The 22,955-nt window shown below is 49.0% G+C and carries 19 protein-coding genes; 7 read left to right on the top strand and 12 right to left on the bottom strand.

Annotated features, from left to right (window positions below; genetic code table 11):
• Positions 1-45 precede the first annotated feature (45 nt).
• Positions 46-444 carry a hypothetical protein gene (locus ACFO4U_RS07835; protein ID WP_159562802.1) on the bottom strand — a complete coding sequence of 133 codons (399 nt, stop codon included), beginning with the start codon at positions 442-444 and terminating at the stop codon, positions 46-48.
• 144 nt (positions 445-588) lie between these two features.
• On the opposite strand from ACFO4U_RS07835, the gene ACFO4U_RS07840 reads away from it, so the two are divergent.
• From ACFO4U_RS07840 to ACFO4U_RS07850, 3 genes are read left to right on the top strand one after another with little or no spacing between them, the layout of a single operon-like run.
• Positions 589-1,521 (top strand): ABC transporter ATP-binding protein, encoded by a 933-nt coding sequence (locus tag ACFO4U_RS07840; protein ID WP_214690565.1) that lies wholly within the window; start codon positions 589-591, stop codon positions 1,519-1,521.
• A gap of 10 nt (positions 1,522-1,531) precedes the next feature.
• Positions 1,532-2,665 carry an ABC transporter permease gene (locus tag ACFO4U_RS07845; RefSeq protein WP_215243711.1) on the top strand — a complete coding sequence of 378 codons (1,134 nt, stop codon included), beginning with the start codon at positions 1,532-1,534 and terminating at the stop codon, positions 2,663-2,665.
• Complete coding sequence (locus ACFO4U_RS07850; protein ID WP_215243710.1) at positions 2,652-3,752, top strand: ABC transporter permease; 1,101 nt, start codon at positions 2,652-2,654, stop codon at positions 3,750-3,752. The genes ACFO4U_RS07845 and ACFO4U_RS07850 overlap by 14 nt, the downstream gene beginning before the upstream one ends.
• 39 nt (positions 3,753-3,791) lie before the next feature.
• Here ACFO4U_RS07850 and ACFO4U_RS07855 read toward each other — a convergent pair whose 3' ends face one another.
• Positions 3,792-6,476 (bottom strand): HD domain-containing phosphohydrolase, encoded by a 2,685-nt coding sequence (locus ACFO4U_RS07855; protein WP_214690562.1) that lies wholly within the window; start codon positions 6,474-6,476, stop codon positions 3,792-3,794.
• A gap of 200 nt (positions 6,477-6,676) precedes the next feature.
• Here ACFO4U_RS07855 and ACFO4U_RS07860 point away from each other — a divergent pair, with 200 nt between their 5' ends.
• The 3 genes from ACFO4U_RS07860 to ACFO4U_RS07870 all read left to right on the top strand — a co-directional run bounded on the left by ACFO4U_RS07860 (position 6,677) and on the right by ACFO4U_RS07870 (position 10,163).
• On the top strand, positions 6,677-6,985 hold the full coding sequence (locus ACFO4U_RS07860; protein WP_215243709.1) for a PadR family transcriptional regulator: 309 nt from the start codon (positions 6,677-6,679) through the stop codon (positions 6,983-6,985).
• Positions 6,986-6,989: 4 nt separating this feature from the next.
• Positions 6,990-8,174 carry a chromate efflux transporter gene (gene chrA, locus ACFO4U_RS07865; RefSeq protein ID WP_215243708.1) on the top strand — a complete coding sequence of 395 codons (1,185 nt, stop codon included), beginning with the start codon at positions 6,990-6,992 and terminating at the stop codon, positions 8,172-8,174.
• Between the two features lie 153 nt (positions 8,175-8,327).
• Positions 8,328-10,163, top strand: coding sequence for an acyltransferase family protein (locus ACFO4U_RS07870; protein ID WP_215243707.1), 1,836 nt, complete (start codon positions 8,328-8,330; stop codon positions 10,161-10,163).
• 20 nt (positions 10,164-10,183) lie between these two features.
• Here the strand turns inward: ACFO4U_RS07870 and ACFO4U_RS07875 are convergent, their stop codons facing one another.
• Positions 10,184-10,684 (bottom strand): YdcF family protein, encoded by a 501-nt coding sequence (locus ACFO4U_RS07875; RefSeq protein WP_215243706.1) that lies wholly within the window; start codon positions 10,682-10,684, stop codon positions 10,184-10,186.
• 185 nt (positions 10,685-10,869) lie between these two features.
• Between ACFO4U_RS07875 and ACFO4U_RS07880 the strand changes: the two genes are divergently transcribed.
• Positions 10,870-11,163 carry a hypothetical protein gene (locus ACFO4U_RS07880; RefSeq protein ID WP_074036045.1) on the top strand — a complete coding sequence of 98 codons (294 nt, stop codon included), beginning with the start codon at positions 10,870-10,872 and terminating at the stop codon, positions 11,161-11,163.
• A gap of 42 nt (positions 11,164-11,205) precedes the next feature.
• Here ACFO4U_RS07880 and ACFO4U_RS07885 read toward each other — a convergent pair whose 3' ends face one another.
• From ACFO4U_RS07885 to ACFO4U_RS07925, 9 genes are all read right to left on the bottom strand, one after another.
• Positions 11,206-13,869: an immunoglobulin-like domain-containing protein gene (locus tag ACFO4U_RS07885; protein WP_215243705.1), complete on the bottom strand. Its 2,664-nt coding sequence runs from the start codon at positions 13,867-13,869 to the stop codon at positions 11,206-11,208.
• Positions 13,870-14,130: 261 nt separating this feature from the next.
• On the bottom strand, positions 14,131-15,444 hold the full coding sequence (locus ACFO4U_RS07890) for a glycosyltransferase family 4 protein (RefSeq protein WP_215243704.1): 1,314 nt from the start codon (positions 15,442-15,444) through the stop codon (positions 14,131-14,133).
• A 40-nt stretch (positions 15,445-15,484) separates the two neighbouring features.
• Positions 15,485-16,705, bottom strand: coding sequence for a DHHW family protein (locus tag ACFO4U_RS07895; protein ID WP_214690553.1), 1,221 nt, complete (start codon positions 16,703-16,705; stop codon positions 15,485-15,487).
• Positions 16,706-16,717: 12 nt separating this feature from the next.
• Positions 16,718-18,148 carry an MBOAT family O-acyltransferase gene (locus ACFO4U_RS07900; RefSeq protein WP_159562817.1) on the bottom strand — a complete coding sequence of 477 codons (1,431 nt, stop codon included), beginning with the start codon at positions 18,146-18,148 and terminating at the stop codon, positions 16,718-16,720.
• A 37-nt stretch (positions 18,149-18,185) separates the two neighbouring features.
• Positions 18,186-18,662, bottom strand: a complete 477-nt coding sequence (locus ACFO4U_RS07905; RefSeq protein WP_159562818.1) for a hypothetical protein — start codon at positions 18,660-18,662, stop codon at positions 18,186-18,188.
• Positions 18,663-18,743: 81 nt separating this feature from the next.
• The gene (gene wecB / locus ACFO4U_RS07910) at positions 18,744-19,844 is read right to left on the bottom strand and encodes a non-hydrolyzing UDP-N-acetylglucosamine 2-epimerase (protein WP_012727108.1); all 1,101 of its coding nucleotides are present in this window, start codon (positions 19,842-19,844) and stop codon (positions 18,744-18,746) included.
• A gap of 49 nt (positions 19,845-19,893) precedes the next feature.
• Positions 19,894-20,781, bottom strand: coding sequence for a teichoic acids export ABC transporter ATP-binding subunit TagH (gene tagH, locus ACFO4U_RS07915; protein ID WP_012727109.1), 888 nt, complete (start codon positions 20,779-20,781; stop codon positions 19,894-19,896).
• Positions 20,782-20,791: 10 nt separating this feature from the next.
• Positions 20,792-21,589 carry an ABC transporter permease gene (locus tag ACFO4U_RS07920; RefSeq protein WP_012727110.1) on the bottom strand — a complete coding sequence of 266 codons (798 nt, stop codon included), beginning with the start codon at positions 21,587-21,589 and terminating at the stop codon, positions 20,792-20,794.
• Positions 21,590-21,604: 15 nt separating this feature from the next.
• Positions 21,605-22,894: a nucleotide sugar dehydrogenase gene (locus ACFO4U_RS07925; RefSeq protein ID WP_074036038.1), complete on the bottom strand. Its 1,290-nt coding sequence runs from the start codon at positions 22,892-22,894 to the stop codon at positions 21,605-21,607.
• Positions 22,895-22,955 lie beyond the last annotated feature (61 nt).

The following is a 22,955-nucleotide window of genomic DNA, read 5'->3' on the forward strand; positions in this document are numbered from 1 at the left end:
ATTAAAAAAGCGGATTCGCATCCGCTCTCGAGCCTTACGCACTTCTTATATCTCATGCTCTTTCACGAGCACACGAAAACGCGGTCGGACGGTCAATTCGATTGACGTCACGGTCCGCTTTCGATCTTCAGCTAGGACGATCAATAACTCTGCGTGGTCTCGCCGGTCTTCTAAAATCTCGACCTTGCTGACGGTGCGGAGCAGTTGATAATATACGAGCTCCCCGTCCCCACCTTTGATATTGATTTCAAACTCGTGATAGCTCGGTGATATTTTAAAGTAGAACGTCTCCCCATGCTTATTCGTGAAACGAAAAATCGACTCATCATAATAGAACGGGAGTGTCGAATCCATTCGTTTCGGTTCGACTGTACAAAACGCAGAAAGTACGATTTCGTCCGGGAACAATGCCCCCTCTTGTTTATTGAATTGCCATCCTTTCATCCAAATCCCTCATTTCAACACTATAATTATCTGAATAATTAGATTATTGCACATTTCATGCGTTCCGGACAGGTAAATTCGTGACAATCCTCGAACACCTTTGTGTAGAACGAGAAACATTTCACATGAGAAAGGAGTATCACGATGTCCATTATCTCGCTCGACCATGTCACGAAACGGTTCGGGGATACGATTGCCTTGAACGACCTCACTCTGAAAGTGGAAGAAGGCGAACTCTTCGGGTTGCTCGGACCGAATGGTGCCGGGAAGACGACCGCTATTTCGGTCATGTTGAATCTGTACGAGGCGGACTCCGGTTCGATTCACATTTTTGGAAAAGCGATGCCAAAAGACGAACTAGCCATCAAACGCCGCGTCGGGATCGTGCCGCAACACGTCTCCGTCTATGACCAGCTGACCGTCTATGAGAACATCCAATTTTTTGCGGAGCTGTATGGATTCAGTCCGAAAGAAGCGAAACAAAAGACCGAGGCCGCGCTCCACTTCGTCGAACTCGATGCCCATCAAAAGAAACGTCCGCCCGAACTGTCCGGCGGTCTCCTCCGTCGCCTCAATATCGCCTGTGGCATCGTCCATGAACCCGAACTCATCTTCATGGATGAACCGACCGTCGCCATCGACCCGCAGTCGCGAAATACCATTTTAGAGAACATCCGCGAACTGAATCGCCGCGGTGCCACCATCATCTATACATCTCATTACATGGAAGAAGTCGAACTCCTCTGCGACCGAATCGCCATCGTTGATGAAGGAAGGATCATCGCAGAAGGAACACAGGACGAATTGAAAGACCGTGTCATGACACTCGAGACGGCCCGGATCAAAGTCGATGCGCTCACACCAAATTTGCTCGAACGTCTTGACGCACTCGAACACGTTCAAAAAGTAGAGTATGAAGAACCGTATATCGAGGTGTCGTTAGACAAAGACACGCCGCTTGCTCCGCTCCTTGAGACACTCCATCAAGAACGTGTCCACTTCACCGCCATCACGGTCGACCGCCCTTCCCTCAATACCGTCTTTTTGGCATTGACAGGGAAGACGCTCCGGGAATAGGAGGGACGTCATGTGGACTTTCATCAAATATGATGTGAAACAGCGGCTTCGTGATCGTGCCACCCTCTTTTGGATGCTCATCTTTCCGCTCATCCTCATCTTTGGACTCGGGACGATGCTGTCGGCTGTCTTCAGTGACACGTTCAAACTTCCGGTCACGAACGTCGCCTACGTCGAATCGTCGACCGACCAGTATCGAGAGCCGCTCGAGGCTTTTTTAAAAGAGGAAGACATTCAAGCCTTCATCCGACTTGTCCCATACGTTGACCTCCAATCTGCCGAACAAGGTGTGAACGATGGCGATGCCGATGTCATCTTGCAACTCGATGGACCTGACATCACACTCTTCTATGAGGAACCGACGACGGTCGAGTTCGACGTCCTCGATGCCATCCTCGGTCAGTATACGGCCATCGCCAATCAACAGATCACGCTCGCGGAAGCAGGCGTGTCGGCCCCATATGTGAATGAGGCTTGGCTCGATACGGAAAGTGTCGACTTGGCGGGACGTACCCCGACCTCGCTCGAGTATTTCACCGTCACGATTTCAATCATGACGGCATTGTTCGGGTCGTTTTATATCACATCGATGGCACGAGAAGAGCAGCCGAATACAGGCAGTTACTTACGCATCCAAGCGGCCCCAGTCCGAACGGTTCAATATCGACTTGCGCGGACGTTCAGTCGCTACGTCATCATCTTGTTGCAGCTTATCCTCTTGTTTTGGTTCAGCCACTTCGTCTATCGCACATTCGACTTGGCGAACGTACAGTTCGGCTATCTGATTCTGTCTTGGCTCGCCTTGACCGCGTACGGGGTCGCCATCGGATTCCTGATTGTCAACTTGCCGAAGTTGAGCGCGACGACAAAGGATGCGATCGTCAACGGATTCGTCGCCATCCTCATGATCTTATCCGGTGGCTATGTCCCCGGTTTTGACCAAGTGACGCTGAACTATGCGCCGTGGGCTGCCTACGTGTTCATGCCGATTTTCATGCGGGACGGAATGCTAGCCGTCCTCCTACGTGAAGGTGACATGAATCTGTATTGGCAAAGTCTCGGATTGCTCGGGATTCATCTCCTCATCTTGATCGCATTCAGCTACATTCTCTCGAAAGGGGTGAAGCGTCATGGTACTCATTAGACATGTGGCCAAACGGATGCTTCGAAAGAAAGGGCTGTGGGTGTTCACCTTCGTGTCGATGTTCGGTTTCGCGCTCATCCTCTCCTTCGTCGGTGGAACGTCCAGTTTGAACGCATCCATCGGGATTGTCGACCGGGACGGTGGACTTCTCGCCGAACGCCTCATTGACGAGGCCGAACGGTTTGGTCGGGTCACGTTGCTCGAGTCGAACACGGATGATGTCTTGTTAGAAGGAGAAGATATCGTCCTCATCATTCCTGATGACTTCACGAAACAGGCGTTCACAGGAGAGATGCCTCGCCCTTCCTTCTCTGCAATCGCCGGGAGTGATGCCTCGTTGATCGAGCAGGCACTGAACGGTCATCTGTCCCGCGAACGCCAACTGCTCAAAGCGAGCGGCTACGATAAAGCGACGTTCGAACAGCTTGCGTCAAAAGAGACGTCGAACGGTTACACACTTTCAAGTGAACCGTTCCAGGAAAGTGTCGCCACGACCGCCCGAACACAAGCCTTCTTCGGTCTGTTGTCGTTCATCATGATGTCGACCTTTCTCCAGTTCATTCCTATGTTTGTCGCGGATGATCGGGACGAAAAGATCTATGCGCGGTTGTTCGCCTCACCGGTGACACCAAGGCGTTACTTCGCCTCCCTGCTACTAGCCTTTTATCTCGTCGGCTTCATCTACGTGATGCTGTTGATTGGCGTGAGCCTCGCTTTATACGGTCAGGATGTATGGACACATCTCCCGACCGTATTCGCCTTGTTTTCTTCCTATCTGCTCGTCTGTCTAGCCCTCGGTGGTCTCATCGCCGTGTTTGCGACGAATCGGGAGAAGGCGAACATCTTTCAAATCTCGGTTACGATGGCATCCGCCATCACCGGCGGGGCGTTCATCAGCCTGCTCTGGTTGCCGGATTCATTGAAACTTGTCGGTCGTTTCCTGCCGACCTATTGGTTGAATAACGGTGTCATCACGATGTATGAGGGTCAGTTCCCGTATCCCTCCATCCTTGTCATGATTGGCATGACCGGAGTCGTCTTCCTCCTCACCATCCTCGTGTTGAAGAAACGACCCCTAACCGTCTAATACAAAAGCGAGCCCCCCATATTCAGGAGGACTCGCTTTTTATTGTTGAAGTGTCGGTACGACTTTTTCAAAGAAGACGTCGACGAGAGATGGGTCAAACTGTTTGCCCGCCTCTTGTGAGATGATGGCGAGTGCCTCGTCAATCGTCTTCGCCTGTCGATACGGTCGCCCCGTCACCATGACATCGAACGTATCCGCAATTGCGATGATTCGTGAAGCAAGAGGGATCTCAAAATCTTGTAGCCCTTTCGGATAGCCTTTGCCGTCCCATCGTTCATGGTGCGCCAAGACAATTTCCGATAAGGCGACATATTCGGGTACGGTACTTAAAATATTGTAACTGATTTCCGGGTGGCGTTTGATTTCATACCATTCCGATTCGGTCAGCGCGCCCGGTTTATCCAAAATGTCGTTGCTGATTGCCACTTTTCCTATGTCATGGAGAATAGCGGCCGTTCGAATCTCATTCACTTCAGCATTCGTGAAGCCCATCGCTTCTGCCAGTTGCCCCGCTAAATTGGCGACTCGTTGAGAATGCGCTTCTTCTCGTGGAATCTTCTCATACAGCGTGCGCATGATGATTTGAATGGAATGGTGGCGTCGACTCTGCTTTTCAGAAACCTTGTGGTGATACATCCGATCTTCCGCTAAATTGAACACCTCGGTCAATTCGACATTCGAGTCATGTTTGACCGCTTCACCGAATGATGCGGAAATCGGTAATCCTTCAACCGTCTGCTCGTGGAAGAGACGACCGAGACGATCCGACAGCTGTTTCGCCTCATCGAGCGTCGTATTCGGAGAGATCACGACGAACTCATCGCCTCCGACTCGTGCCACTTCATCTTTCGCGCGCAATTCATTTCGCAAAATATTCGCCGCTTCGACGAGCAGCTGGTCTCCGACCAAGTGTCCGAACGCATCGTTCGTGAGCTTCAACCCGTTGATATCGATGACGATGAGTGTGAGCGGATAAAAGTGGTCATCATCATAGCGCTCCAACGCCTCTTCAAAGTAGCGTCGGTTTTTGATGCCCGTCAATTGATCGTGGTAACTGAGATACTCAATCTCTTTCTCATATGTTTTCTTCTCCGTGACATCTCCGATATAACCGTGCCACAACACGTGACCATCCGCTATCTTTTCCGGACGGGATGATCCTAAAATCCAGACGGTTCGTCCGTCCTCGGTCAAGACGCGAAACTCAGCATCCCAAATCGTCAAGTTGCGATAGGACTCATCAATCGACTGCATGACAAGCGGATAATCATCCGGGTGCATCCGTCGGAAGACAAGACTCGCGTCCGTCTGTACCTCTTCTGCCGAAATCCCCAGCATATCTTCAAAGCCTCGGCTAAAGAATGGGAAGTTGAAACTTCCATCAGGCAATAATTCGAATTGATAGATGGCACCCGGGATTTGATCGGACAATTTCGTCAAAAGCCGATCTCGGTCTGCCAACTTTTCTTCTAACTGAACTCGGTCCGTCACGTCTTTCGCGACCGCATAAATATAATTCCCTTGAAGTTTGCAATGCCACTCGATCGATCGATACGTATCGTCGATCGTCCGGAAACGGTTGATGAAGCGGAACAACTCACCACGTTCCTCAAGTTCCATAAACGCCGCTTCCGTGATGGTATCATCATCCGGGTGAACTAGACTAAGAAAGTCGATATTCTCCAGCTCATCAAGTGAAAACCCTAAAATTCGTTCCCATGCATCGTTCAAATGGAGCACTTGTCGTGTGTTGAAGGCCATGATGCACTCCAAGTCGAGGGTCGCGAATCCACCAAACATCGATTTTTTCGTCTCTCCGATTTGATGATCGGCTTTCGTCAATTGCTCAAGGACGTGGACGAGATATAACTCTACGAGCCCTAGCCGATTGGCGACCTTCCCTTTTTCCATCACAATCGTCAAGTCTCCGTATAAAATACCGTCTTTCTCGATTTTGAAGAGAACGACTTCTCCAAGCGAGAAAATTCGAAGTAGATTTTTGACGAGACGTGTTGGAAGCGCACCATCAATAAGTGGACCAATCCCATCAAAGACACGAGGATTTGATTGTTTGAACAGGTCACGACGTTGGTCCGTCATTGGCCACTTCTTCCCGACTGGATGAAATCCAAGAATGTCGAGGCTTCTCTCTAACATTTCATCGATTCCTGATAATGCCACTGTCGTATACGATTCGCCATCCGCATCCATCAAATTGAGAGCGACCGCCTTCGCTCCAGTGAAGTCACGAATCTGATCAAGAAATTGTTGATTCATTAACAAGTCACTACCCGTCGAGACGAAGCGATGCGATACGTTGACGAGCTGTTTTAACGCATTGTTCTCTTGGACGTGTGGCGTGATGTCGTGAAACATGACGGACACAAACCCCGTTCGTTGGCTAAACACAGACATCTCGAACCAACATTTATTACGGCGAGAATAGTGTTCAAACGTTACCGTGCCGCCATCACTGACGACGTGTGCCACTTGAATCATCCATTCCCGCTCACTATATTCAAAGTCTTTTAGGGCGCTTGACACTTTTTTTCCGATGAAGTGTTTTCGCTTCCCTTTCATGATCTTCTCAAAGGCAGGATTCACTTCAAAGAATTCATAGTCAATCGGCTCCGAAGCGTCGTCGTAAATCACTTTAAACTCGACGTAGCCTTGGGGCATATAACGCAACAATGTATCGTATGAAGAATGAATGGGGTTTGTCACGTCACTTCCTCCTCAGCAAATAAAATCTCTACCTATTCTACCTCATTTGTGATAGATTCCCTATTTTTTCCGAAGTCATTCCCATCTTTTCATTTAAAGTTTTCGTAAACTGCAAGTTCTTCCCTTGCCTCTCTCCCTCACCTTTGCTAGACTGATTTCGAAAACCGATATCGAATTTCGATATTAAGGAGATGACACATATGGAAGACCGCGTCTTGCGGAAGCTGTTTCTCGGATTCATCCACATCCACATTTTGCACCACGCCGCGGAACACCCCGTTTACGGAGCATGGATGGTCGATGAGCTTCGGGAGCACGGGTACGAAATCAGCACCGGGACGCTCTACCCGATCTTGCACGGGATGGAGAAAGACGGGCTCTTGATTCGTGAAAACGAGACGGTCGATGGACACGTTCGCAAAAACTACGTGACGACCGAAAAAGGACTTTCTGTGTTGGCGGAAGCCCGTCAAAAGGCATACGAGTTATTCAAAGAAATTAAGGAGTGAAGATATGACGACAGAACGTGTGACGTTCAAGACGTTACTAGAAATTTTATTCGTTTCAACGAGGCTCGGTCTCACCTCATTCGGTGGTCCGGTCGCCCACCTCGGTTACTTCCACGAGGAATATGTGAGACGACGCAAATGGATGGATGAGAAAGCTTACGCCGACCTCGTCGCCTTATGCCAATTCTTGCCCGGACCGGCGAGTTCACAGGTCGGGATTGGGATCGGGATTGTCCGCGGTGGCATATTAGGTGGGATCACCTCGTTCATCGGCTTCACGACGCCGTCGGTCGTTGCCCTCATCCTATTCGCTTTATTGTTATCCGGACTCGACGTCTCCGATGCAGGCTGGTTATACGGCTTGAAAGTCGTCGCTGTCGCTATCGTCGCCCATGCCATCTTAGGGATGGCGAGTAAACTGACACCTGATACAAAGACACGAACGATTGCCTTTTTTGCCTTGGCAGGCGTCCTACTCTGGCAAACGACGTTCAGTCAGGTATCGTTCATTCTCCTCGCGGCCTTCGCAGGATTCCTGTTGTTCAAGCCGGACCGTCTCGATACGAAATCGAGTGCGTTCCCGATTTCGAAACGTCTCGGGACCATTCTGCTGTCGATTTTTGGGGCACTTCTCGTCATCTTACCGATTTTACGGGAGACGTTTGAGAATCAGACGATTGCCTTGTTCGATAGCTTTTACCGGGCCGGTGCCCTCGTCTTCGGCGGCGGACATGTGGTCTTGCCACTACTAGAACGAGAACTTGTACCTGCTGGTTTCTTGAGTGAAGAAGCCTTCCTTGCAGGATACGGTGCCGCTCAGGCCGTTCCTGGTCCGCTTTTCACGTTCGCTTCTTATCTTGGAACGGTGATTAACGGTGTGCCGGGTGGTATCCTTGCGACGGTTGCGATTTTCTTGCCGGCCTTCTTGCTCATCCTCGGAGCACTTCCGTTTTGGGACGCGCTCCGTCACAACCCGAAAGTCGCCGGTGCCCTCATCGGTGTCAACGCGGCGGTCGTTGGGATTTTGATTGCGGCATTCTACAGCCCGATCTTCACGAGTACCGTCAACGATGCGGTCGACTTCGTGTTCGCTGCCTTCCTGTTCGTGATGATTGCTTATTGGAAGTTACCACCGTGGGCACTCGTCATCGCCGGGGTACTCGGTGGAACGTTGATTAATCTGATGTAAGGTGCAAGGGACCTCGTGTCCCTTTTTTTATTGGATTTTTACGTCATTTGATTGTTAATCTTTTGAAACCATTCCCTCCTCCACGCTCGTTATACTGAAGAATGGATTCAAAAATAAGGGAAATGTCCGCTTTACTAGAAAGGAAGTGGGGGCATGCAACCACTCAAACATACAACGTATATGCCTGGTCTCGACGGCTTGCGCACGTTCGCCGTCTTGGCTGTGATTTTATATCATTTAAATGTACCTTACATACCAGGGGGATTCCTCGGTGTCGATGTCTTCTTCGTCCTGTCCGGTTACTTGATTACCGGGATCTTGATTCGCGAATGGACGAAGACCGGCACAATCGATTTGAAAAAGTTCTACCTCGCGCGTTTCCGTCGTTTGTTGCCGGCACTCGTCTTGATGCTGTCGGTCGTGATGACGTATGTGACGCTGTTTGACCGCTCCTTGCTCGATACGGTGCGCCAAGATTCACTGGCGGCACTCGCCTATGTGAACAACTGGTGGTATATCTTTCACGAAGTCTCCTACTTCGAGAGTTTCGGAAAGCCATCACCGCTTCAAAATCTATGGTCTCTCTCCATCGAAGAACAGTTTTATGCGTTCTGGCCGTTGCTCCTACTCGTCGGTCTCGCGTTCCGGAAGCGATTGCTTCAACTGCTCGCTGCGCTTCTATTCGTCTCCGCCGCCTGGATGGCGTTCCGATATGTCCCGGAAGCCGATCCGAGCCGCGTCTACTACGGGACCGACACGCGATTGTTCGGTCTGCTCATGGGAGCCGTCCTCGCCTTCGGTTGGCGTCCGGACACGTTTAAAGAAACGATCCCGCATATCGGACGCCACATTTTGAACTGGACCGGCGCCGTTTCGCTCATCGTCATCGTCGGGATCATCAGTAACGTCAACGCCTACGATGCATTCCTCTATTATGGAGGTTTCTTGCTCGTCGCTTTCCTATCCGCCCTATTGATTGCCGCTGTCGCCCATCCGGCGACCATTTGGTCACGACTGTTTGGAAGCGTTTGGCTTCGCGTGATCGGTACACGCACGTATGGGATATACTTGTGGCACTATCCGGTCATCATTCTATCGACACCGCTCGATCGACTCGGGACGTTCTCGCCACTTCTTTCCGTCGGGCAAGTGGCGTTGACGCTTTTGATCGCCGAGTTGTCGTATCGCTTCGTCGAGACACCGATTCGTCGAAACGGATTCAAACAAGCGTTCCGTCAGCTCGTCTCAACACCGACGCACCCGAACGCACGCTTTGCCGCCACGGCATGTGCGACCGCGCTCTCACTCGTTCTCGTTGGGAATTTGACCATTCTGGCGTTCTCTGAGTCGAAGCCGGTCGAAGATGAAATTCCTGTCGTGAAAGTACCGATGCCAAAAGATGAGACAAAGGACGTTCCGAAAGAATCGGAATCTAAGGAAACAGAGGAAGTCCCGTCTGAAGATCAATCGACAAAAGAAAACAAAGCACCAACTGAAAAACCAGAAGAACGAACATGTCCACCGGCTCTCGCGATTGGCGATTCGGTCATGCTCGGATTGAACGAATATTTGGCAGATGCTTTCCCGAATATGAAAATCGACGCCCAAATCGGACGTCAAGTTCGCGATGCAATCCCAGTTGCCTCTCAGTACCAATCGTATAATGCTCCAGGTCACGTCGTGTTCCTCCATCTCGGAACGAACGGTGCCTTCAAAATGGAGCAACTCGAGACGTTGCTCAAGCAGTTCGAACGAGCAGATGAAATCTATTTGATCAACACACGTGTCCCACGTCCATGGGAGAGTGAGGTCAATAAAAAACTCGCTCGGGCCAGTGAGCTTCATGAGAACGTGTCCCTCATCGATTGGCATGAACGCTCAATCGGAAAGGAAGCGTACTTCGAAAGTGACGGGGTCCATTTAAATATTAAGGGCGCCGAAGCGTTTGGCCACGTATTGAACGAAGAAATCGGCTGTCAACCAAACTAGGCTCTTGCGAGTGCAAGAGCCTAGTTTTTTTCTTTCCTAAATACGTAACGTCCCAACAACTTCACGTACGCCAACATTTCACGGATCATATATCGCACTTTCGCAAGCGGTGGGGTCGGTGCATACAAAGCATCACTCTCGAGCTGAAAGTACAGTCTCGCAATCAGACGAGCGCGCGGCACATGAAAATCATTCGTCACGATCGTCAAACCGGACGCCCCGCCCCAAATTGAGCGGCTATGCTCAAAGTTCTCGATTGTCGACGTCGATTTCGCTTCCGCATGAATCCGTGTTGCATCGATTCCTTGCGCCATCAGTTCTCGTTCAATGACACGCGCCTCCGCCATCCCTTCATCTGGTCCCTGTCCACCTGTTGCGATCAGTTCGACATGAGGATGTGCCTTCGCATAGGCAGCCGCTACGTCAATTCGATGTTGGAGCGCGCGGGACGGTCGAGTCCCATTCACTTTCGCCCCAAGGATGATGACGAACCGGTATGTACCAGTCGCGTTCTTTCTCATATTGTCACCTCATATTCGTCCATTCTCTTTTAACCATACTTAATCAAGAGAAAGATTGCACGAATCCATTCTTTTTACAAATTATAGTCAGTGTTTTGGGATATATATGAAATAAAATTACCAAATAACCATAAAATGTTTTAATATAAAGGAGATAAGACTTTTTGAGGGAGGACTGGTGACCCATGACAGATTCAGATAAATGGTTATCCACCCGCTTCTTGTATACACGTGATGCACAATTGTTTGCAGAAATCGAAGTCGTCGAGCTCGACCCATCTCACTATAAGTTTGTGATTCATCCGACACCGCTTGGCGCCGGGGAATCTCCTTATATGCGACAAGGTCCCCTCGACTCAGACCATCTTCCCTCTGCATTTTCTGATGTGAGCCGTGTGTATACGAGACAGCTGGATTGCTTACGTGCAGCGACACGTCTCGTCTCTTCGATTGGACCAGCTCGCTTCACAACACATTGACTAAAAGAACGGAGTCGCATCATGCGACTCCGTTCTTCTTTGTTATCGTTTCGATAATTTGACGATAAATGGAATCGGTTGATCGATTCCTTCATATTTCGCTCGCAAGACAACGATATGCTCTTGGTCATCTCGTTGAATGGTAACATTGGATCCTTGAACCGTCACGAGATTCGGGTGTGAACTCTCCCAATTCGTGATGCTCTTCGCCCCGATTCCAAGTAAACCTCCATACTGCGTTGGCAGAGTGGCTGTTTGCGCATTACCCGTCAATGCGCTCACAACTGGATTCAAAAGGGTGCCAAGCGAATCGAGCAACCCACCGAGTAACCCCGTATCGACATCTTGTGTGGACATATTGATGATTTGATTTGTACTAGCATTGCTGACGGTCAAGGTAAATGGCGTGACCACATCATTTTCCCGAACGTCCCCCGTACTCGTCATCAGCGCCGGGTTACTTGAGGTCCATGTGAGCGGAGTACCATTCAAGCTCGTTGGTAACGACAAATCAAATACCGGATATAGCGTCCCGAATGACGACTTAACTTTCGTCACATCGTCTGCTAATACCAACTGAACATTCGCTGCAACCGACCCACTAAACGTCTTCGTCCGAGTCAATCCGTTCTTTGTGACCGAAGCCGTCAGGATGAACGATTTCGCATCGGTCGGATCTTGTTGAATCACCCCGGTGTTCGAGATGACACCCGGTTGATTCGAAGACCAACTGACGTTGATTCCGTTTGATGCGGACGGAAGTGAGATGTTGGTCGACAGGTTAATGAGATTACCAAGGTTGATGGCATTTAAAGCCGCGTCGAGCTCGGCTGTCAACACCGCATCATCTTTTGGTACGAGCAAGTTCGAGAAGGTACGTGATTTCGTCACACCGTCCTTCGTCGCATTGACCGTAATCGACACCGTTTTATCCGTCGTACCACGTGTGACAACCCCACTGTTCGAGACGACCGCTGGATTCGATGAGGACAGCGTCGTTGTACCACCAGTGAATGGCGGTAGGACAATGTTCGATGTGAGTGGACTTGTAATCGACAGTGCTGCCAAGTAGTCATCTACTTCCCCTTCAGCCCCGCCTTCTTTCTTCGGTACAAGTAAACCGAGGAAAATTTTCGTTTTCGTGACCCCATCTTTTGTCACTGTGACGACGAGCGAAACGGATTGGTCCGTCGTACCTCGTGTGACAATCCCACTGTTTGTAATAACCGCTTGATTCGAAGACGTCAAGGTCACCGTCGCCCCAGCAAGAGGTGGGAGTGTGATATTTGAAGTCACTGGGCTTGAGATGACCAGTCGATTCAAGTAATCATCAATGATACTTTCCGCCGATGAATCTTTTTTTGGTACGAGGATATTCGGGAAGGACTTCGTACGCGTCACCGCTCCCTTCGTTGCCCGTACGGTCAAATTGACATACACGTCTTGATTTCCTCTCGTAACGACACCAGAAGTGGAGACGACTGATGGATTGCTCGATTCAATCGAGAAGACGACACCCGGATAGGACGGCAATTCGATGTTCTTCGTGAGCGGGTTATCGATTTGAATGCTGTTGAGCCAGAGGTCGAACTCTTCTTCGTCCGTCTGGGAGCGCTTCGGAATCAAAATGTTATTGTAGGTGATTGATTCCGTGATGTCCCCACGTTTCGCTTGAATCGTGAACGTCACAAGTTCATCATTCGTTCCGCGCGTCACTTTACCAGCACTCGACAAAGCCGACTTGTTTGAATCAATCGAGAATGTCACACCGTCAATTTGCGGTAAGACGATGTCATTCAACAACGGATTCGCCACTTGGATATTAAATAATAGACCTTTTAATAGATTGCGAATATCCGATTCCGAATCACCCGGAACCTGTCCGCCTTTTAATGAAACGACCACCGGTGATGTCCGCTTGACGCCCGACTGGACATACATATTATAGGACGCAGGTTTGAGCGGTAGAGATGCCACTTTGTAAGATCCATCTTGTTCAGGATAAATCAACTTTTTATACTGTACTTTGGTTTCTCTGTTTTCAGCAATCAAGTAGTGACGTACGCCTCGAGCCGGATAATGAATTTTACCTACGGCCTGAATCTGTTCATTGTTCGTCAAAATGGAAAAAACGGGTTGGGTCAAATGAACATCTCGCACCACAAGCTTCGCTTTTCCACTGAAGTATAAGTTTAATCCACGAGCTTTATAGCTGACCATTCTTGTTCCTAGCTTACTTGTGTATGCTGGGCCCCACTCCAATGGATAAGTGGAACGCTGACCATTTGCAAAATAAGCAGTTAATTTGGTCGGCAAATTCGCCTTTTGACCTTTTCCGACCGCACGAATGATTGGCGTTGAAACCTTGATTGGATAGTTCTTCACTCTCACATACCAGGTCGCTTTCTTGTTCGTGCCTTGAACGCTTCCAACGATTCGTTGAGTTCGATTCAAGTACTCTTTTTGAAAACTGACTTTCGACCATTTCACTGAACGATAAGCGTACCGCCCGTTAGATAATTTGACTTTCACACTTTTTGGATAAGTAAATTTCTTAACCGCATACGTAACTCCTCCATAGTGTGTATACGATTTTGGTGAGTAGACATGGGTCACAGATGAACTTGCCTCAACCTTCGACCCTGGTACAATGGTAAATCCGACAAGTAAGAAAAAACACAAAAAAAGAGCAACGACTTTTTTCATTCATGCATCCTCCTTTACTAAAAACAAGGCGACAGGTATACATGATGTGCGTGCCTCTAAGGTGTTAATCTTTTTTACCCCGAAAACGAAATAAATATGTAAATTTTGTAATATAAATAATACAAAAGTAACATAAAAAATACTTATTTTGACTATTATGGTGTCAGAATACTTTTGGTGACATTTATCACATAAATAATGAATAAGTTCGCTATATTCAAAAAGAGAACTTCTGATTCGAAGTTCTCTTTCCATAAGTCGCTATTCCATTTCATCAGATAATCGCTGAAGTTCCATACGTAACTTCTCGATTTCCAACGACTGTTCCTCATTCATCATAAGCAGTTGGTCGAGCTGTCGTTTGGTCGTCACTAACTCATCGCGTGTCTCTTCAAGTCGTTGTTCCCGATCTGTCAATTTCCATGTACAGATTCGGTTCGAACGACAAGCATGAAGTTGATCATAACGAATATGAGGATAACGCTCGACCAAATCGATTTCTCGAGCACCTTTTTCTATCACCTGTTCAAGCACCTCGAGTAGGCGTTGTTGCGATTGTTCGTCTCGAAAATGTTGATCGACGAGTGTAGCCGAGAAGCTCGCAAGGTTCCGTCGCTTCGTCTCATCCATCAACTCGAGAATCGCCTCACCGATTTGTCCTGGTGAATACCCTTCATACTTATTCCCGATGCCTCCGAAGTTCGTACTCGCGATATCTTGCCACGTCGAAGGAGTGACCAAGCCTTGATAGCTTTTGCTCCCGACAGCGATGGTCGGTTTACCGAGTGCCATCCCTTCCAGCGCAGACCGTCCGGGACCGATGATGAAATCGGCACGCCGCATCGCTTCAGGGAGTTGGCTTTGTTCTAGCCAACCAAGCCATTCGATGTTCTGACCTGTCCCCGCCAGTGCGGCTTCATAACGCTCGGCGTATTTATCTCGCTGTGTTCCGTCACCGATAATCAACCAGTCAATCGGTAAAGACCGCACCCTCTCGTCTTCTAGTGCATCTAAGAAGACATCTAGTATAAACAGTTTGTCCGCATCCAGGCGAGACGTGAATAAGCCCACGATACGTTCTGATGACGATGTTTCCTCCGACGGAACAAAAGTCGAATCGACCCCATTCGGGATGACAGTAAGTTTTGATTCGATTTCCGGACAGTGCTCAGTCAGGTGTGTAGCAATCCGTTCCGATACCGCAATCACTCGCGAAACGCTCGGATGATACTGCTCAATCTCATCATAATACATCCCGTGGATGACGAGGACGAACGGGATTGCGTTCGCCTCCGCCACCGCGAGACCAAATTGACGCGCGTCGAACGGATGCGCATACACGACATCGAACGGCTGTGATCGGATTTGATCGATGACACATTGCACGTCCTCACTCGAATAGTCCGTCTCGACGACTTGCCCGCCGATTTTCCTTACTTCATCGGCAAAGGGACCAGGTTTACAGACAACGGTCACCTCATGCCCCTCTCGTAGAAACACTTTCAAAGAAGATAAGATGTGGAGGTGTAATCCTCCCATTGCGGAGTGAAAAAACACCGGTAGTAATATGTTCATAATGAGCACCTACCTTTTCTCCGTAATCGATTGATTAGGGTTACAAGCCTTCTTGATACATCGAACCAAGACCACGGATGCGATCGTTGTGAACGAACAGCACCGCATCTACCTCATTTTCTTTTGCATAATCCGCAATGCTGACATCATAGTCGTCGAAGTAACGGACATCAAGCGCTGACACCGTTCCGAATGACTCTCCAAGATAGCCAAGCATCGGGTTCGCATACGAATCTTTTAAGACGAGCAAGTGATAATCATTTTTCGGATTGTTTTGTGTGATTTTCGATTGGGCATAGTTATCACCCATGAACAAGTTGTAGTAGTTCGTGAATTTCGTCGAGTTCTTCAAGACATCCGTATCTAGGACCGAATGACCACAGTCGTCGCCATTTCGACAGACTGTCGTAGTAAATCCGTCTTTCGGTTCAAGGTACGTAAATTGATCAGGTGACTCGACGTAAGGCATCGAAATTTCACGGGCATGAGATCCATAAAACGGACCGTCTACCGATTTGATTTCCATATCCTCCATCGATAAGGCAGGAGCATCAGGGAACTGCTCGCTTAAGCGTTCCATGATTTGTTCATAAGCCATGAATGCCCCTTCCGGACGCCAGTGGTGATCCGTCTTAAAGTAAATATCTTTTCCTGGCTGATCGCCAAGCGTTTCTTCTAAGTCGATGAGCGGAATCTCATTCTCTTCAAGACGTGCATGAAGCTGTCCTCGGTTTTCTGCATCTGCCGACTCGATGTAATCTGGGAAGATTCCTTGTCTTGTCGCATAGACCGGTTTACTTGGGGCCGATGCGAAGTAAGATGGAATGTCAGCTTCGCTCATCTCTTTTTGAAATTCTTTAAAGAAGACCCCAAGTGACGAATAGTCGCTCGCCACAGGATCTGGTGCATACAAGAACTCATCGATACTGATGACACCGTTGTTCATCTGTTGTTGCAGAACGTTCCGTTGCACCCAAGCTTGTGTCTCAATCCACATGTAACGCTCAAACACCTGATCGTTTGCTGATGCCTCGAACTCTTCCATATACGTTCCATCCAGAATCGTCTCGACAGATGGATCCGGGCGCTGTGCTAGCATCCGTCCCTCACTATCTGAACGTGCTTGTTCGGTGCCAAAGGCGTAAACGGCGAGTCCATAAAAGATGGTGCCAAGGAAGCCGATCAATAGGATACTGTTGACCACCCAAGAAAGGCGCCGCCTTTTCGAACGGACTTGTTCGCTTTTGGTTTGTTGTTCCATTGTCAGCCCTCCTTAGAACCGGAAATAAATGAATGGGTTAAATGTACTCGATACGACATATGAAATCGAGATACCGAAAATGAGCATGATATACGCCGCTCGTGCAAGACCAGCGCTTGCAGCAAGCACAGGACGATCCGTACTCACTTCATGACGCAAGAAGCGGGCGACTAGCATTTTCGGAAGCGGTGTAGCAGCAATCATCGAGATGACAAGCACGACACCGTACTGAACAATGTAGTAATATGCCGTTTGATCGAATACTTCACCTCCGTGTAATCCAAACATCACTTGCAGATACTCTGTTGCGTACGTGAAGTTATCGGCACGGAAGAATACCCAACCGATGACGACGATGAAGAGCGTGAACGCGTGGGCGAGCCATGCCGGCCATGCGGCAAGCCATTTTCCAAGAAATGCCCGTTCGAGCATGATGAAAATCCCATAGTATAATCCCCATGCGATAAATGTCCAACTCGCACCGTGCCATACCCCGGTCAATAACCAAACGATGGTCAAGTTGCGATACGTCTTCCAAGGACCTTGACGATTCCCGCCGAGTGGGATGTACACATAATCTCGGAACCAGCTCCCAAGTGAGATGTGCCAGCGACGCCAAAACTCAGACACTGATTTTGAAATATACGGATAATTGAAGTTCTCAAGGAAATGGAACCCAAACATCCGACCGAGACCGATCGCCATATCCGAATAACCTGAGAAATCAAAGTAAATCTGTAGCGAGTAAGCGATGACACCGATCCAGGCGAGTGTCGTCGACAAATCCCCGGCCGATTGACTGAATACCTGATCCGCGACGTATCCACAACTGTTCGCTAAAATCATTTTCTTCCCTAGACCAATGACGAATCGTTGAATCCCAGAGACGAAGTCATCGACTGTCTCACGGCGGTCCACGATTTCATCTGCGACCGTTTGATAACGGACGATCGGTCCGGCAATCAATTGTGGGAAGAACGATACGTAAAGTGCCAAGTCAAACAAGTTCTTCTGTAGACGCCCATCGTTTCGATACACATCGATGACATAACTCATCGCTTGGAATGTAAAGAATGAAATCCCGAGCGGAAGAGGAATATCCGGGTCGTTCAGCGAGAAGCCAAATACCGAGTTGACGTTCTCAACGAAGAAACTCGCGTACTTGAAGACCCCAAGCATCCCGAGGTTCCCGAGAAGCATGAGCACCATCGTCCATTTGATTTTCTTTGCATCATCACGATACTTGTCGACCATAAAGCCGAACACATAGTTCATGACGATCGATGCGAGCATGATTAAGACGAACCGTGGTTCACCCCATGCATAGAAAAATAAACTTGAGACGAGTAAAATCGTATTTTTTAACCAGCGTGGTGACACGAAATACAGCAGCAGCACGACCGGTAAGAAATAAAATAAGAATACCGTGGAACTAAATAACATACCGTATGGTCCCTTTCTCCCTTAAGACTTGCTCCGCTTAGCGGAACGTCACATAGAGATCATCAAATCGTACAGTGGTCGGTTCAAGCGTTTCTACGATGTATTTGTAGGACATCTTGAAATACTTGGCATCTTCCATTTGTTTGACGACTTCTACAACGGGGTTCACCCCTGGGTTCAATGTGAGCATGAAACGCTTATTCGATAAACGTTCTTCGTCTGAATACTGCATGACGTACAATTCTAGTCGGATGGCGCGGTCGCCTTCGACATAAACGGATGTGTTGACTTCCATTTCATCCCCTTCATCCATCTTGGCATCAGCCAAAAAGATTTTCGATGGGGGAATTTCAAATTTCAAGTCAAATAGTTGAACATAAATCGAGTCCTTTAGCGATTGAGGTAAAAAGGTGACCTCTGTCTTGTATTCCTCTTCGCGCATCGACATATGATTTTTATGTGGTCCACGCGGATAGTAATGGTAAATCGCCGGACGAATTCGCTTCGTTGACATGCAAGCACCTCCGAATCATTAGGATAATGATACAGAAAAGAGTTGCTGTGCCGGGCACAAAACAACTCTATTCGTTTTCATTTAGTTGGCAAGGATGGCATCGACGATTCGACGTGACGCCTCACCATCACCGTACGGGTTCGATGCTTGTGACATCGCTTTGTATGCCGTTTCGTCAGACAAGAGCTCATCCGCGAGTGAGAAGATGTTCTCTTCTTCAATCCCTGCGAGTTTGAGTGTTCCTGCAGCTACACCTTCTGGACGTTCTGTCGTGTCACGAAGGACGAGGACAGGTACACCGAGAGATGGTGCTTCTTCTTGTACGCCACCTGAATCCGTTAAGATCAAGTGCGACGTCGCCGCATAGTTATGGAAGTCGAAGACGTCGAGTGGTTCGATCAAGTGGACGCGTTCGACATCGTGAAGAATCTCGTTAGCGAGTTCACGAACGACCGGGTTCATGTGGACCGGATACACGACTTCAATGTCATCATACTTCTCGATCAAGCGACGGACCGCACGGAACATGTTACGCATCGGCTCACCCAAGTTCTCACGACGGTGTGCCGTCAACATGACGAGACGACGACCTTGTGAACGGATGCTGTCGAGCAATTCGCTCGCATAGTCGTCACGGACTGTCGTTTTGAGTGCGTCGATTGCCGTGTTCCCTGTGACGAAGATCATCTCTTCGTTCTTGCCTTCACGAAGGAGGTTGTCACGCGACGTTTCCGTCGGTGCGAAATGAAGGTCAGCCATGACACCCGTCAATTGGCGGTTCATCTCTTCCGGGAATGGTGAATATTTATTGTGTGTGCGCAGGCCAGCCTCAACGTGACCGACTGCGACTTGGTTGTAGAAGGCTGCGAGTGATGCCGCGAATGTCGTCGTTGTGTCCCCGTGGACCAACACGATGTCTGGCTTCGTTTCAGCGATGACCTCGCCCATCCCTTTCAATACGCGTGATGTGACATCGTAAAGCGTCTGCTTGTCCTTCATGATGTCGAGGTCATAGTCCGGTTTGATTTCGAACAACTCGAGCACTTGGTCAAGCATTTGACGGTGCTGCGCTGTCACGACGACAATCGGTTCTACCCCTTCACGTTTTTTCAACTCAAGTACGAGTGGTGCCATTTTGATGGCTTCTGGTCGCGTCCCAAAGACGGTCATGACTTTTTTCATAGGTCGTTTCGCACGGTCTGACTTCGCCGTGCTTCCTCCTCCCAATTGCTCACGCTTCGTTCGATACAGCGACCGACGAATGGCGTGTTTGTAGTTGTTCTTCTGTCAAAGGCGGTAAGATGTATGTCTCTCCGAGCTCTGTCGCATCGACGACCGTCGTACGACGTTTGAGCTTGTCGGCTTTAAACGAGTCTTGTTGCTCTTTAGACAAGTTGCGGAACCATTTCAAAAACTTGTTGTACTCCCGAACAACTTCATCGACTGGTCCATATTCGCGCACTTCTCCGAACTCGAGCCAAAGGCCGAGCGTACAGAATTGGCGAACTTGTGAGACCGAGTGACTGATGAAGAAAATCGTCTTCCCACGATCTTTGAACTCGTTCATCTTGGCGAGACACTTGTCGGTGAACGTTTGGTCCCCGACCGAGAGCGCCTCATCGATGACGAGAATGTCTGGGTCGACGTTGATTGAAATGGCGAATCCGAGACGGGACTTCATCCCGCTCGAGTACGTCTTGACCGGCTGATTGATAAAGTCACCGATATCGGCGAACTCAATGATGGCCGGTGTCAAATCGATAATCTCCTGTTTCGTCATCCCGAGCATCAACCCTTTGAGCTCGATGTTCTCGAGCCCAGTCAAGTTGCCGTTCAAACCAGAAGAGATCGCAATCAACGCCGTCTTTCCGTGAAGTTCGATTTTTCCGTGAGTCGGCGGCATGACGTCAGCCAACAAGTTCGACATCGTCGACTTCCCTGACCCGTTAATGCCGATAATCCCGACCACTTCCCCGGGTGGAACTTCAAACGTGACATTGCGAAGCGCGTAAAACTGTTTGCCCCCTGCTTTACTGAAGAAGATCTCTTTCAGCTTATCAGATTGCTTGTTATAAAGCGTATATCGTTTCGATACGTTTTCAAATTTAACCTGGTACATAAGGTCCTCCTCAAATGTAATCGATGAAGTGTCGACGGAAACGCAAATGAATCATCGACCCGACGAAGAAGAGAACGAAGACGATGGCCCAGTAATAGAGACCGTAAGCCCAGTTAGTCGCCAACCAGTCGGTTCCGAGGAACATCGACCGATATCCTTCGACTAAATAATAGAGCGGATTGATTTGTAGGATATTCGCGAGCTTCGCCGGCGGCACCCAAAAAATCGGTGTCAAATACATCAACATCCGCATCATCGACTGAAGAAGGTTTTGAAGATCGCGCACGATTGTCGTGAGCGCGGACGTAATCAAGGCGAGCGAGTACAGTAGTGCAAGCGCACTGAACGCCAAGTAGATAAACCAGAGCGAATGCAGCCCCATCGGGAATCCGAATGCCCACATCAAGATGAACGAGACACCGACTAACGCCACGTGGCGATAGAAGAGTGCGAGCAAGACGTATGCCGGAATCGTCGAGATTGGGAAGCTCATTTTGGAGACCATGCCGATTTTCGAATAGACGGACCGGGCCGTCGAGGTGATCGCCGAGGCAATAAAGAACCAGACGACAATCCCTGCGACCAACCATGGCAGAAACGGCACGCCATCAATCGGCCTGCCGCTTCGAATACCAAATCCAAATACGAACCAGTAAACTCCAATCTGCAATAACGGTGTCACGAACTCCCATAAAAATCCGAGGTACTGCATCGAGTTGTTGCTTCGCGTCTCATACGTGGCGAGACGGAAAATCAAGTACAAGCTCGACTTTAGCTCTGAAAGAATAGCTTTCGCGGATTTAAACATGTTCATTCACCTGAATCAAAGAACGAGATTCGTTTCCTTTGTATATTTGTAGAGGTTGCCGTAGTTGACGACCGCTACGTCTTCACCTTCTGGTTTCACGATGTTACGTGTGTCGAAGATCATCGGACGACGCATTGATGACTTGAGCTCTGCAAAGTCGAGGACTTTGAACTCGTTGTGGTCAACCAATACGAGGACGAGGTCTGCGTCTTTGAGTGCTTCTTCTTTTGAAACGAGCTCGAAACGGCTTGATGTTGATTTTTCAACGTGTGAATCGTGAACAGAGATGTTCACACCACGGTCAAGCAAGATTTCAGCGATTTCAACCGCTGGGCTTTCACGCATGTCGTCGACGTTTCCTTTGTATGTCACACCAAAGACAGCGACTTTCGCGTCTTCGATTCCAGCAGTCAACTTCTGAACGTTGTCTGCAACGTAGTGTGGCATCGAGACGTTCGTCTCACGTGACAAGTTGATGATTTTCGCGAGGTCAGGTGATTTCGCGACGATGAAGTACGGGTCGACCGCGAGACAGTGTCCACCGACACCTGGTCCTGGGCTATGCAAGTTGACACGTGGGTGCTTGTTCGCCATCTCGATGACGTCAAGAACGTTGATGTCTAAGTCGTTACATACTTTTGCGAGTTCGTTCGCGAGTGCGATGTTGACGTCACGGAACGTGTTTTCCATGAGTTTCGACATTTCTGCCGTCTTCGCATCCGTTTTCACGATTTCACCTTCAACGAATGTACCGTAGACGCGTGCGCCTGCTTCTGCACATTCTGTCGTGATCCCACCGACGATGCGGTTGTTGTGCACGAGCTCATGAAGGATTTGTCCAGGCAATACGCGCTCTGGGCAGTGTACGAGATAGATGTCTTCACCGACAGTGAATCCAGCTTCTTCGACGAGTGGTTTGACGAAGTCGTCCATCGTACGTGGTGCGATTGTCGACTCAACGATGATGACGTTGCCTTTTTCAACGAATGGCAACACTTTGCGTGTCGCATCCAAGACGTACGTCAAGTCACATGATTTGTGCTCGTCGTCGTTGTTCGGAGTTGGGACCGCGATGATGAAGGCATCTGCTTTCTCTGGAGAGAGTGATGCACGGAACTTCCCTTTTGCCACGACGTCTGCGACCATTTCGCCGAGACCTGGCTCTTCAATGTGGATTTCTCCACGGTTCAATTTATCAACAACATGTTGTGAGATATCGACTCCGACGACGTCGACGCCATAGTTCGCAAAGACAGCCGATGTCGGTAATCCGATATATCCAAGACCTACTGTACATACTTTCATTGTGTGGTAACCTCCAAATGTTTTGACGCGCTTTTTAAATAGCGCATTGTCCATCATTTTA

It is taken from the genome of Exiguobacterium profundum (assembly GCF_042652865.1).
Classification (GTDB): Bacteria; Bacillota; Bacilli; order Exiguobacteriales; family Exiguobacteriaceae; genus Exiguobacterium; species Exiguobacterium profundum.